The organism is Bacillus sp. S14(2024), assembly GCF_050473785.1.
Lineage (GTDB): Bacteria > Bacillota > Bacilli > Bacillales > Bacillaceae_G > Bacillus_A > Bacillus_A yunxiaonensis.
This window is the reverse complement of sequence record NZ_JBFLUP010000006.1, coordinates 3,923,671-3,937,548: the sequence shown is the minus strand read 5'-3', so window position 1 is coordinate 3,937,548 and position 13,878 is coordinate 3,923,671. Positions and strand designations below refer to the sequence as shown.

Below are 13,878 nucleotides of genomic sequence, written 5' to 3'. Positions count from 1 at the left end.
AGCTACATTATAGCACATGTTTATTCGGAAAAAAGAATAGGCAGATAATTAAAGAAAAATATGTATAGGACGCCTTTTGTTGCGTGATTTTTCATATTTTGGTTGTGCATGAAATACTTACCTATAAACAATTTAATAATAGAAGGAGGCTCTGTATGGAGATTGTCTGTAAGGGCCATGTTCATTTTGCAAATAGAAGGAAAGAGTATTCAATGTATGAGAAATTTGATATGATAATTGAATGAGGCAAATCATGTCGAATTTAGTAGAACTGATAGTAAACATGTACAGTTAGGAAAGTACATGTATGAAAAGTACCTTTTATATATACGATAGAATGGAAATGGCAGTGTATGTTCGTGCTGCTGAAATGTGTAATAGAGATGTAGAAAGAAAAGAGAAGAAAAACATGAGTAAAACGTTAGTTAAAGGAGCAGCGATTTTAACAATTACAACATTTTTATCGAAGTTGCTAGGAAGCTTCTTTCAAATTCCGCTTCAAAATATTGCTGGGGATGAGGTACTTGGTATTTTCCGCCTTGTGTTTCCGGTGTATATGCTAGCTTTAACTTTATCTGTAGCAGGCATTCCTCTTGCGATATCAAAGTTAATTGCGGAGCTTCAAACAACTGATGATAAAGAAGGTATTGCGAAACTATTTACGTCTGCTTCTATATTAGGAGCCCTTTTTGGAACAGTTGGCTTTCTTGCAATTGTTATATGGTCAGAGCCAATTGCAGCGATGTTAGGTGGACAAGAGACAAGATTTCCTCTTCTTGTTGTATCATTTGCGCTTTTATTTGCGCCGTATATGGCAGTATATCGCGGCTATTTCCAAGGATTTGGGGATATGATGCCAACAGGTGTATCACAAGTAATTGAACAGTTCATTCGGGTATTATTCATGCTGACGATTGCATACATGTTCGTACTCTCGCAAAAAAGCAGTAGTGTAATAGCAGGCGGAGCAATGATTGGTTCCTGTATTGGTGTGATCAGCTCGCTTGTGTATTTACGCTGGACGTATGTAAAAAGTGCGCACTGTTATAAAGCAACATCCTATTCATTTGCAGATTTGAAAAAGGATGGAAAGAAGATTTTGCGCGTATCGATTCCAATTGCAATTGGTGCATTGTCGATGCCGCTTCTAGGCTTAATCGATTCTGTAACAATTCCGCATGTCATGCAAGGAACAGCGGCAATGATACAAGAGCAATTTGGAATTTATAGCAGGGGAAGTGCATTTACACAATTAATTGTTGTATTTGCAAGTGCAATTGTATTCCCGCTAATCCCGTTGTTAACAACGGCTTTAGCAAAGAACGATAGAGGAGCTGCGCGTGACATGGTGCAGCGAACATATAAGTTAGCTCATTTACTTACAACGCCAATGACGATATGGCTGATCGCGTTAACAATTCCATTAAATGTAGGTTTATTTACAGATGCGAAAGGAAGCAGCATGTTAGCAGTCATTGTTGGCAGTTCGTATTTTACTTCTTTTGTGTTATTATCAATAGGGATTTTGCAAGGAATTAATCGTTCCATGCAAGCGGCGTGGATTGTAATTGGAGCCAGCTTTGTTAAAGCATTATTGAATGTTGTGCTAGTTGCTAAGTTTGGCATAGACGGAGCGGCGTATAGCACATTGTTTATTTATATACTTATTTTTATTGTGAATGATATTTGCATCCGAAAGCATATTTCGTACGGGATAAGGATAGGAGAATATGTATCAATTCTTGTAGTTTCTTGTGTACTTGGTTTAGGTATGTATAGTGTAACGACTATAATAGATGTAACAAGTTCTCGCTTTATCGCATTGCTATATAGCTGTGCGGCGATGGGGCTCGCTTCTTTGTTATATATAGTATGTGCTATAAAACTACAGTGGATTGCAAAAGAAGATGCAAAAAAGATCCCTTTACTTCGGAAGTGGATACGATAATAGAATTGTAATAGGTATAAATTTAATATTTATTTTCATTATGAATCCCTTTAGAATAAGGACTGTATAGCAGCTTAACTGAGTACAAAAATAGTTGATTGCGAAATGTTGGAGGAGATTAAGAGTGCGGTTAGTTTTATCAGGATACTATGGTTTTTATAACGTTGGGGACGAAGCGATTTTGCAATCAATTATTCAAGCATTGCAGGAGGAACATCCGAATATCGAGCTCATTGTACTTTCAAATGACCCTGATTATACGCAGAAAATGTACGGTGTAGAAGCAGTAAACCGTTGGAATATAAAAGCAATTTATGGAGCAATTAAAAAAAGTGACGGATTGATTAGCGGGGGAGGCAGCCTTCTTCAAGATAAAACGAGTGTGAAAAGTATTTTGTATTATACGGCGATTATGCGTATTGCACGTTTATTAAAGAAGCCGTATTACATTTACGCACAGGGAATTGGTCCGATTACAAAAAAGCATAATCGCTTATTAGTGAAATGGCACGTATCAAGAGCTGCATATGTATCTGTGCGTGATGAAGATTCATTCTTATACTTAAAAGAAATCGGGATGAAGAAAGATATCGCACTTGTCCCGGATCCGGTGCTGGCTTGCAAGCCTGAGAAGAAATCAGATTGGTTGCAGGAGCATTCCTTGCATGGTAATGTCATTGCCGTTAGCGTACGTGATTGGGATGCAAAAGAAGATTATAAGAAAAAACTAGCTGAAGCGTTAAAGAAATTAAAGCAAGAAGGTTATCATATTCTGTTTGTACCGATGCATGGTCCATACGATCAACAGGCATCACGAGATGTGATTAACTTAATGGGAGAAGAAGCACATATGCTTCCGTATAAAATGGATATTGATGAGAAAATGTCTATTTTATCACAGTGTTCTCTTTTAATTGGAATGCGTCTTCATGCACTTATTTTCTCAGCTGTTGCAAATACACCAATGGTTGGCATTTCGTATGATCCGAAGATTGATTCATTTTTACGACAAGTGAATCAGCCAATTATCGGCAGTGTTGATGGAGACTGGAATGCGGAAGCATTATATAATATGGCAAAAAAGCAACTTGATGGACAAGAGGGTGTCCGGCATACATTAGAACAACGAGTAGATGAATTACGAATGAAAATTTCGGAAGCATCGGGACAAATTATTCAGCATTTAAAAGAAAGTAGTCAGAAAAAGTAGGCTGCTTTCTTTTTTTTTGTAAAAAAAGAGGCTATTATGATAGCCTCACGTTTGTTCTCTTTTATTTACTCTAAAGAATGGTATGTATGTTGTTACATATTGTGTAACAACATACATACCATAGCTTTGTATGATAACGAAGCTTGGAATAATAAAGGAACGATAGCGCGTTTGTATTTCAATCAGTATGTGAACAGCTGCATAACCGAGAATAAGCAGTAAAAAGAATAAGTGCTCTTTTTTCGTATTCCCTTTTATCATGCTGGCTAAAGATATAATTGCAAATATACTAATGGTAATGTACATTAATTTTTCTGCAATCCATAACAGCTTTTGCAGCCGTGGTTTCTCATAACCTTCTAAACTCCAATACGGAGCGGCATCATAGCTTCCCCACATCACTTTAAATTTATCTTTAAATAAAACGAGTAATTGCTTTTTATCTGCAGTCCGTTCTTTTATAAGGTTTTTTTCGATATCGAAACGTTCTTCACCGACTTCATATTGATTCACAAGTTTATAATCAGGAACAGAAAATTGTCCTGTTGTTGTATGGTTGAATCCTAATACAAATTTCCAATATGGATCGCGGTTTGATAATGGATATTGTGTAATTCCAGCTGCAATCAATGAATAGCTGCATACATAATGAACGATATAAAAAACGCCAATGATTCCGATTAGTTTTTTGAAGACCATTGCTTTTTTTACGTTTTCATTCCCGATTATGTAAACGATACATAAGAAAATTGCTAATGCAAGCAGAATGACACTGCCAAGCGGTCTCATAATGTCTCCAAGAGAAAGTAAAATACCAACAAATATCCATGCATACACATGAGAGATTCCTTTTTTTATAAGAAGATAAAATCCTGCATAAAAAAGAAAAGTTGAAAAATGTTCATTCGTTAATACGGAGCACATTAGAATGTTTGGCACATAAACCGCAAAGATTAAGCCGGCGATTCTGCCGCAGTACTCGTTAAAAAGACGTGCAGCAATGCGGTATGTAAAAAGGGTGATCCCAGTGCAATATATAATATTAAGAAATTTAAGTGCAAATGTACCTTCTCCGAAGATCTTTAACACACCAGCCTGATACATCGTAAATCCTAATTGATATACCCAAGTTGTAAAATATGGTTTATCTGCAAACTGAAAATCTCCATGAGCGGCATCGACTGCACCAAGATACATCTTTTCGAAATCTTGTACGACGTTCGTATGTATCATTAACACCCAAATGAGCCGCAAACTAAATGCTAGCAAACTTAAGAATATGATGGTTTGCCTCTTTGTTAAATATCGATTCATCCACCATGCAATGATAAGAACACCGATTATGCCAGGTATTAATCCGAGCAGCATAAAGGGAGAATATTCAGGTGTATTCACTGCTGATTGGAGTGAATACAGTAATGTGATGATAAAAAATAATAATGCGAGTATGCGTAATGATTGAGATGAAAATTTATATAGCCTAGCCACTTTTTATCCTCCGTTATAATATGTGTAAATTGTTGTAAAGCAGGAAATATATGTGAAGTAATCTATCGTTCATTGTTCGAAATTTTTCTACTATGTACAACCTTATAATTATAGCATGGAGTTTTACCTCGTGTACAAAAGGGGTAAAGTTATCGTTATATAATTCAAATTAATTTATTTTTTTATAAAAATATATTGATTTTGGCGCTGTTTTTTGAGTATAAATAGAGTAAGTATGGCAAAATTCTACACATTATTCTATTTTTTGTTTATTTTAGCAATATATGTAGGTTATAATCGATTTGAAACTAGTAAACTATTATAAATAAATTTTAGGGGGATACCAGTGAAGCGATTTTCAAAGGGTGTCACGGCGTTTATGTTAACGGGGTCTTTACTTTTGAGTCCTGCAGCAAGCTATGCAGCGACTGATGATATAACAGGTCATATGTTTGAAAAACAAATGCGAGGCTTAATTGATCGAGGGATTATGTCTGGGTATGGAAATAATATATATTTACCAGATAAAAATGTATCAAGAGCAGAATTTGCTACTTTAATAGCGAAAGCATTACAGCTTCCTAAAGCTGATTCGAACTTTACAGATGTACCAGCATCGTATGGTCTATATGAAGGTGTAAGTAAAGCAGCCGCGGCGAACATTATTTCAGGACGCGGAAACAATACGTTTGGTCCTGATGATAATATTACGCGTGAAGAAATGGCGGTTATGGTGCGAAACGCTTTAGCGTATAAGAAAATTAACATACCGTTATCACCATTAACATTTACAGATGCGGCGCAAATTGCATATCCAGAACATGTTCAAGTTGTTGTAGCAGCTGGCATTATTAAAGGGTATCCAGAAGATCACACATTTAGACCGAAGCTTCCAGCAACAAGAGGAACAGCAGCAGCCTTCCTTAGCGGTATGATTCAATCGATTGAAAATAATGGACCAACAACTCCGATTGAAACGAAGCCTTATGTCATTACAAATGTGAAAGTAGATGGAAAAGAGCAAGAAATAGGGCGCTATTCATCTTATGAAGAAGCAGTAGCAGGCGCACAAAGTCAAGGTGTGAATGCGGTGAAATATAACGGTGAATTTATTTGGATTCATGATGGTTATGCAGTTGCGAAGAAAACAAGCGGAAATACAATCAATATATACGGTGAAGATTTACAAAAGGCTGTAACGTACGTGCAATACGGTACGGAACTGAAAGTGTTAGGCGTTGAAGGAGACCGCGTGAAAGTTCAAATTTCTGATTTGAACGGTTATTACGTGAAAAAGGATGAAGTCACGTTAATTCCTACAAATCAAATGAAAGAGTCCTACTATTATGTAAAGGCAGAAGATGGCTATTTATATCATAAATACTATAACTTCGCTTCTAGTTCACCAAGTTATACGGAATATAGATACGGAAAAGCACCGTCATTTATGAAGCCGGAACAAAAAGTGTACAGTGTGGACGGGAAAACATTTGGCAACGAAACGTTCTATCAATATTTTAACTACGTATCACTGCGAACAAAAACAGCGTATACAGCAGAAGAGCTAGATAACTATATTAAATGGCGCCAGCCTGATTCGCCATTAATTGGCTTAGGTAAGAAATTTAAAGAAGTAGAAAGTAAGTATAACGTGAATGCACTCTTCTTATACTCACTAGCTGTTCATGAAAGTTTGTATGGAACAAGTCAGCTTGCGAAAGAAAAAAACAATTTATTTGGACTAAGAGCGACTGATGATAGCCCGTTTGGTAATGGTGAAACATTCAATAGTAAAGAAGACTGCATTGAACATGCAGCAAAAGTATATATGAATGAAGGCTATTTGAATCCAGGACATTGGCGCTATACAGCTACTTACACAGGCAACAAAGCTGGCGGTGTAAATATGAAGTACGCTTCAGACCCATACTGGGGAGAAAAAGTAGCGGGGCATATGTTCCGATTTGACACGTACTTAGGTAAAAAAGATTATAACAAGTACAAGCTTGCTCGCATTACAAACGGTGCAGACGTGACAAACAATGCGAACGAAAAATTGTATCACGTAGGAAACGGCACAATTGTAACAGTTACAGGCGAAGAAACGATCAATGGACAAGCCTGGCTGAAGGTCGTTTCAGATGATCCGACTGTAGCAGAAGGATATATCGCCAAAGAAAATGCCGAATATGTGAACCAATAATTGAAGAAACAGGTAGGATCTATTGAGAAACTACCTGTTTCTTCTAAAAAAAATCGACAAAAAAGAATCTCGTTTGTCGAAAGTGAGAATTATAATTGTCGAATGATGTCGAGTTATAAGACTGTTTTAAAATAAAAAAATAGTTGGCATATTTATTGTTTATGTTATAATAGTATTCGTATATTAGTTATTACATATATACGGAACCTTATTTATACTGCTATTGCACTATTATGGTGCGGGATCGTATTGCTGCTGACCTGAATGAAAAAACAGGAAAGGGATGCTCAATAGGAGACCGTTTTCTTTGTCGAATTTTGCGATATAAAATTCTTTAAAAAAAGGAAAAAATGGCGTATTATGTACATGGTTCAACAAATTGGTAAACTAGTTATTTGTTAACACTATAGTTATTTGTTGACATTTACATTATTTTTTACCAAGTAAATACTTATTTAGGGATTTCACTAGTTTCCCAAATACATATTTCCGAAGCTAGTATTATATTTCTCAAGGAGGAAATAGATAAAATGGCAAAAAACAAATCTTTCAACAAATTAGTTGCTGGTACAATGACAGCTGCAATGGTAGCTGGCGTAGTAGCTCCAGTTGCTGCATCTGCTGCAGAAAACACATTCAAGGATGTTCCTGCTGGTCACTGGTCTGAAAAAGCGATCAACGACATGGCTGCAAAGAAAATTATCGCAGGTCAAGGTGACGGTACATTTGGTTTCGGTCAAAACGTAACTCGTGCTCAAGTTGCTACTTTCATGGTAAAAGCAAAAGGTCTTGAAATTACATCAGATGCACCATCATTCTCTGATGTTGCAGGTAGCATGTATGAAAAATTCATCGCGACTGCTGAGAAAAACAAAGTTATGGCTGGTTTAGGCAATGGCAAATTTGGTCCAGAGCAAGAATTAACTCGTGCACAAATGGCACAAATCCTTGTGAATGCATACGGCTTCAAAGCTGACGAAAACAACAAAAAAACTTTCAATGACATCGATGGTTTAGGATGGGCTACTGCGAAGTCTTCTATCGAAACTCTTGCTAGCTTAAACATCGTATCTGGTAAAGGCGACGGCAAATTCGATCCAAACGCTACTGTAACTCGTGAAGAAGCTGCTCAATTCATTTACAATGCAATGAACTATGTGCCTGCATCTACAGAAGTTAAAGCTGAGTCTGTAAGCGCAACTAACTCTACTACTTTAACAATTGCAGGTACAAACTTAAATAAATTAACAAAAGATGATATCACTGTAGCTAACAACACAGTATCTTCTGTAACTCCAGCTGCTGACGGAAAAACTGCTACTGTAACACTTAAAGATGAATTAGTAGTAGATCAAACAACTAAAGTTACTGTAAAAGGTGCTGACTTCGACGTAACTTACAAAGTAGAAGCTTCTACAGCTGCTGTTGATGTAGCTACTTACGATGATGATACTGCTAACCAATTTGTATCAATCAGAGTTGACGGTAAGAAAGTTACTGCTCAAGAATTAATCAATGCTGGTTATACTGTATCATTTGATGCATTTGATAAAAAAGATGCAAAAACATCTATCAAGAGCGATTTACTTAAATCTGATGCAACTGGTGAATTAAACACTAACTTAGCATCTAAATTTACAATTCCAACATCAGGTTTAGATGTATATGTAAAAGTAACATTAACAAAAGGCTCTGAAGTAATTACTTCTGACCTAGCAAAAGTTACTATCAAAAATCTTGATTTAGCTGCTGATGGAATCACTAGCGCTAGATTAGTAAACTATGGCACTGATGGACATGATGGCACATGGGCTAACGACTTCTATCAAAATAGCTCAACGCTTGTTACTGGTGAAACAGCTGCTTTTGATCAACTGAAAGTAAAAGCAGGTTCTGATGTAAATGAAGTAACTTCTGGATTTACTGTTAAATCATCTGATGATTCTGTAGTATCAGTAAACCAAGCTGGCGTATTAACTGCTCAAGGCCCTGGTACAGCAACAATCACTGTGACTTACGGTGGAGCTACTTACACTAAAGCAATCACAGTGAAAAATGGTAAACGTGAAGCAACTACAGTTTCTACAAGTGCTAATGCAGTATCATTATCATCTAAAGCTACTAAAACAATTAGCGTTAATCTATTAGATCAATATGGTGATCCAATGGTTATCAAAGGTGGTAATGTAACTTTAGAACAATCTAATCCTACTGTAGTAGGTGCAGTACTTACAGATTCAACTGATCAATCTGGCGAGGCTGATTTAACATTTACTGGTAATGATAAAGGTGCTGGTACATCTTTAGTAACATTCCGTAATGCAGCTGGCGTTAAAATTGGTTCAACTACAGTAAAAGCTACTGTAACAGCTAATGATACTTTAGCTCAATATTCACTTACAGCTGATGATGATATCACTGATACTGATTTAGCTAATATCAATGCTGCAGTGAGTTCTACTACTGTTACTAAAGAGCAAGTTTCTACTGATGCAACGCTTGATTTACAAGCAGATAAATACCTGAAAATTAATTTAAAAGGTTTAAATGCTGATGGAGTAGCAGTAAGTAATCCTCAAACAAAAGCAGCTGAGTACGATGTAAAAGTTGATGCTTCAGCACCTGGTGTATTAACTGCTGCTCAAGTGCATGCTGCTGATGGATACCTTGTTGTAGAAGCTGGTACAAAAGCTGGTACAGCGACAATTACTGTAACAAATAAAGCAGACAGCAAAATTGTAAAAACTTTCAAAGTTACTGTAGAAAACGTTGGTTATAATGCAACTGGAGCTACATTAAAAAATGTTGAAGTACCAACTTATGCTAAAACTTTAACTTACAAAGACTTCTTAACTTACAAAGAAGGCGGCCAAGATCCAGTAATTTCTGGTATTACATTATCTAAAGCTGTATCTCAACCTGTACGTCTTGACGTAACTGGTAATGCGACAAATGCAGCTGGTGTAAATGCAACTAACGGCTCTTTATACATCGATAAAGATGCAAATGGTAAATTTGACAATGATGATGTTCTTGTAGGTTCTGCAGTAATGACTACTACTGGAACAATTGCTGGTGCTCCTGCAACTGATGTTGTTACTGGTGTTGCTGTAGCTTCTGGTGACAATGGTACAGTATTATTCAAAGTTGTAGATAAAGCTGGTAACGTAGTTGCTACTAAAGGCGTTAAAGTTGATTTCTAATTAACTCTTAGTCATCTGTTTGACCAGATTAATGACTTAATAAAAAATTCCCTAGCCTCAAGAGGTTGGGGATTTTTTATATATTAAGGAGAAGATCCAATATGTTTTACAATCATAGTGATTTTAGACGAACAGGTCTCTTGTCTTATTCCACAGCTATGTAGTTTCTTCATACATGAAACCCTTATTAAACGCCTTCCATAATCTTTTCTAAACGATGCTCAATGCTCATATGTAACTATGACTCGCAACATACAAATATTCCCCTCTTTCATACTTATCATAAGAAAATATGTATATATGAGCAAAAAGATATTTTTCAAATATTCGTAAGTGATATTTCTATTGTATATAGGTGAAATTTTAAATTTGTACGTGTTTATTGGTTTATTTACCTGTATTATTATAAAAATAAACTAACAGGCTCTATGTATGTGACGTTGTTCGTGTGTGAAGGGAGTTGTAGATGCACAAGGGATGGCTCCGGCAGCGATTGTGGAGCTTGGGAAGGTACGGTTAGAGAAACAGCTGCAATGGTATGGAAATCATTATACGGTGCGAGAGTTAGGGGATCGCCTTTGTCGTTTGTCCCGCATTAACGGGCAGTAAGATCCTCCACCTTAAGATTCAGAGAAAAGCGAAGAGGATAGGTAGAGGATAACTGCCTGTAAAAGCCCGATTGGTGAGAGCTTTCCATCAGTGGGGGAAAGCCCCCCACTGATGGAAGTTTCACTTTATATCAATCAAAATAAAACATGATGTTATGAAATTTTCGTTCCTACATAGAAAATTGATTAAAAGAAAAACCCCTGAGACAAAATGTTTATCTCAGGGGTTTTATTATGTTACTCCGCCTCTAAATCAACAATCAAGTACGCCAATACGACAACAAAGAAAATACTTACAGCAGGTGCGGTAAATACGTGTCCAGCTGTGTATGCGATGCCGAGTGCGAGTACTAATGCGCTAGCAAGCAGCATGTATTTTGTAGTTAGGATAGACTTGAAGTTCGTGAAAACACGAATGGCAAGTCGGATGCCGAAGTAAGCGAACGGCAGTAGATACATGATGAATCCGATGATTCCAAACGAGAAGAATAGATCATAGAAGTCCATTTCTACCATTTTCGGTGTTTTTTTATAGTTACTTGCGTAACCCATTCCTAGAAGTTTTTGAGACATTGGTGCTTCTTTAAAGTACTTTTTATGCACTTTTAGGAATTTATCACGGTCGCTATAAATTAAGCTGTTTACTTCGTCCTGTGTTAATTCGCCATTTTTTGGTTTTTCTTCTTTAACGGTTTTGCCTTCTTTTCTTGCTTTTTCATCGCTTATTTCTTTTTTATATGCATACATTTGTAAGTGAATGCCCATGTTTTTAGCGATTGGAGTCATCGGTGTTATGGCAAAGACTCCTCCTAGCATGACAAGGGATATAATTGTATTTACGAGTGGTTTTGTGCCTGTCGTTACTTCTTTTCGATTCATCATGTGCTCGATAAATGAGAAGACTAGTGCAACTCCTAATGTCAGGATAATTGCGCCGTATCCAACTTTTGTTCCAACCATCATACTAGCGTACACTGCAAGCATTGTTGGAATCCAGTAGTATGCTTTCGCAAAAGAAGTTGTTTTATGAACCGAATAAAGCGCAACGACCGGCAATGTAATAGCTAAGATTGCACTTAGTTCGTTTGCTGCATAAAACCATCCTTTAGAGCCAAGTTTTCCCCAAGGGTAGCTTTTATAGTCTGTTCCAGTTGCGATGGAAACGACCATAACGATACTCATGAACAATACTGCATATAAGAAATATCTTAACATTTTATGATATGCATGCTGCTTGTCCCGTAACGTTTGAAAGACGAGAATATATCCGAACAACATAACGGTTGGATACATACATTTCGCAACGAACTTAACTTCTTCTCCGAGCGCAAATGGATGTTTAACAAGCATATTATTTAGGAATCCTGCCCCAAGTGTAACACCTAATAAACATATATATACGAGGTACTTTTTATTATTAGGCTGCTTCCAATTGATGAACAGATAAATCAGTACGACAGCCATAACAGCAAAACGTACTACAACACCAAATGTTGCACTCATGTGCAGCATATTAATTGATAAGGATGTTAGTAAATCTAAGACGGGTTGCAATGCAATGAATAGTAAAAGGAAATACTCGAAGTAATGTTCCTTTTGTGTAAACTGCTTAATCATTTTATCCTCCCTCATTGTAGAAAAGATGAATTTATTTATTTGTTTTTACATACCAAAAATAAGAATACACTATTTTCAAGTAATGGTAAATGACCGAACGGGGGAGAGTGTATATTTGGCGGTACAATGAATCAGCTTTTGGGAGGGATGTGTTACATTTTATCTCCCAAATAGCTTGTTTCTTGTCATAAGATCTGTTTCTTCTATTATATATAGTATCGCTATTTGAGAAAAAATGAAGTTCGGGTGCTTATTGTCTGCGAATGTAGGTTTAATTTGACGGAAAATTAAGAAAAAAGAAGGTTTTTGAAATCTCTTTCTGTAATTATATAAGTATAACAGATTAGAGAAGGAGAGAGGATGTATGACAGTTTCAAGCAAAGCGGAATCAGTAATTGTGCAATACGAAGGAAGAGTTGCGACGATTATGTTAAATCGTCCAGAGGTGTTAAATGCGTTAGATGAGCAGACGTTAAAAGAGTTATTACAAAAGCTAAAAGAAGTGGCTGAAAGCTCTGTACATGTCGTTGTGCTATGCGGAAACGGCCGCGGTTTTTCTGCGGGCGGCGATATTAAGTCGATGTTAGCAAGTGGTGACGAAAGTGCTTTTGAAGGAATTATGAATACCATTTCGGAAATTGTTGTGACGCTTTATACAATGCCAAAGCTTGTGATTAGTGCAATTCATGGCCCAACGGCAGGACTTGGACTCAGCATTGCGTTAACAGCTGATTACATAATGGCTGATATTTCATCCATTATTGCGATGAACTTTATTGGAATCGCTTTAATTCCAGATGGCGGTGGACATTTCTTCTTACAAAAGCGTCTAGGAGAGCATGGAGCGAAAGAAATTATTTGGGAAGGAAAGAAACTATCAGCAAGCGAAGCACTTGAAATCGGGATGATTGATGAAGTAATCGGTGAGAATTTCCAAGATGCTGTAAAACAAAAAATCAATGAATGGCTGCAAAAACCAATTGGCGCAATGATTCAGACGAAGCAAATTTTAGCCGAAGTGAACCGATCCGCATTAGAACAAACACTTCAGCTTGAAAAACGCGGCCAATATGCAATGAGAAAAACAGCGGATCATAAAGAGGGAATTACAGCATTTTTAGAGAAGCGTCCGCCTGTGTTTAAAGGGGAATAAAAGTTTTCCAAAATGAGAAAGTGTTAACACATTTTTTTAGTATAATGGTGTTAGCACTTTTTTCATGAATGATAGAAGGAGAATGGGATGAGTTTAATAAAACAAAATCGAATGATCATAGCAATTATCGGTGCATGGTTACTCGTATATGTGCTGTTACATTGTACACCAACTGCAGCGATTCGAACAGCAATGTTCATGTCTGGAAATCCGAAAGCAGCTGTGTATAGTGAGATTGAGAAAATGCGAGATCAGTATGATGGAGTTGTGCCAGATCATCTCCGTTCTGTATACGGTGTACCAGAGAAAGAATATGAAAATTATCGTTTTACAGAAATGCGCCACGCTTCATCTAGCATCGATATGTCGGGAGCTTGTGTAAAAAAACATTGGTTTCTATACGATGCAGAGCTAGGTTGTTTTTAAGTAGAAGAAAATGGAGGTGTTA

General features: G+C 36.8%; 9 protein-coding genes. 7 read left to right on the top strand and 2 right to left on the bottom strand.

What is annotated here, in order from left to right; genetic code table 11:
• Nucleotides 1-409: 409 nt before the first annotated feature.
• Nucleotides 410-1,948, top strand: coding sequence for a putative polysaccharide biosynthesis protein (locus AB1279_RS19915; protein ID WP_429761506.1), 1,539 nt, complete (start codon nt 410-412; stop codon nt 1,946-1,948).
• A gap of 124 nt (nt 1,949-2,072) precedes the next feature.
• Entirely contained in the window at nt 2,073-3,158 is a 1,086-nt protein-coding gene (gene csaB, locus AB1279_RS19910) for a polysaccharide pyruvyl transferase CsaB (protein ID WP_429751967.1), read from the top strand.
• Nucleotides 3,159-3,203: 45 nt separating this feature from the next.
• On the opposite strand, the gene AB1279_RS19905 is transcribed toward csaB, so the two are convergent.
• Nucleotides 3,204-4,646, bottom strand: a complete 1,443-nt coding sequence (locus tag AB1279_RS19905; protein WP_429760599.1) for an ArnT family glycosyltransferase — start codon at nt 4,644-4,646, stop codon at nt 3,204-3,206.
• A 346-nt stretch (nt 4,647-4,992) separates the two neighbouring features.
• On the opposite strand from AB1279_RS19905, the gene AB1279_RS19900 reads away from it, so the two are divergent.
• From AB1279_RS19900 to AB1279_RS19890, 3 genes are all read left to right on the top strand, one after another.
• A complete protein-coding gene (locus AB1279_RS19900; protein WP_429760598.1) occupies nt 4,993-6,849 on the top strand; it encodes an S-layer homology domain-containing protein in 1,857 nt (618 codons plus the stop codon).
• Nucleotides 6,850-7,379: 530 nt separating this feature from the next.
• Nucleotides 7,380-10,052, top strand: coding sequence for an S-layer homology domain-containing protein (locus tag AB1279_RS19895; RefSeq protein ID WP_429760597.1), 2,673 nt, complete (start codon nt 7,380-7,382; stop codon nt 10,050-10,052).
• Nucleotides 10,053-10,502: 450 nt separating this feature from the next.
• Nucleotides 10,503-10,661: a hypothetical protein gene (locus tag AB1279_RS19890; protein ID WP_429760596.1), complete on the top strand. Its 159-nt coding sequence runs from the start codon at nt 10,503-10,505 to the stop codon at nt 10,659-10,661.
• 236 nt (nt 10,662-10,897) lie between these two features.
• Here AB1279_RS19890 and AB1279_RS19885 read toward each other — a convergent pair whose 3' ends face one another.
• Nucleotides 10,898-12,277, bottom strand: coding sequence for an O-antigen ligase family protein (locus tag AB1279_RS19885; RefSeq protein ID WP_429760595.1), 1,380 nt, complete (start codon nt 12,275-12,277; stop codon nt 10,898-10,900).
• A 364-nt stretch (nt 12,278-12,641) separates the two neighbouring features.
• On the opposite strand from AB1279_RS19885, the gene AB1279_RS19880 reads away from it, so the two are divergent.
• Nucleotides 12,642-13,430, top strand: coding sequence for an enoyl-CoA hydratase (locus tag AB1279_RS19880; RefSeq protein ID WP_429751958.1), 789 nt, complete (start codon nt 12,642-12,644; stop codon nt 13,428-13,430).
• Between the two features lie 87 nt (nt 13,431-13,517).
• The gene (locus AB1279_RS19875) at nt 13,518-13,856 is read left to right on the top strand and encodes a hypothetical protein (RefSeq protein WP_429760594.1); all 339 of its coding nucleotides are present in this window, start codon (nt 13,518-13,520) and stop codon (nt 13,854-13,856) included.
• Nucleotides 13,857-13,878 lie beyond the last annotated feature (22 nt).

What these genes read in the sequence shown, in the direction of transcription:
- AB1279_RS19915 (WP_429761506.1), top strand. Translation starts at nt 410, where the DNA reads ATGAGTAAAACGTTAGTTAAAGGAGCAGCGATTTTAACAATTACAACA.
- AB1279_RS19895 (WP_429760597.1), top strand. Translation starts at nt 7,380, where the DNA reads ATGGCAAAAAACAAATCTTTCAACAAATTAGTTGCTGGTACAATGACA.
- AB1279_RS19885 (WP_429760595.1), bottom strand. Translation starts at nt 12,277, where the DNA reads ATGATTAAGCAGTTTACACAAAAGGAACATTACTTCGAGTATTTCCTT.
- AB1279_RS19880 (WP_429751958.1), top strand. Translation starts at nt 12,642, where the DNA reads ATGACAGTTTCAAGCAAAGCGGAATCAGTAATTGTGCAATACGAAGGA.
- AB1279_RS19875 (WP_429760594.1), top strand. Translation starts at nt 13,518, where the DNA reads ATGAGTTTAATAAAACAAAATCGAATGATCATAGCAATTATCGGTGCA.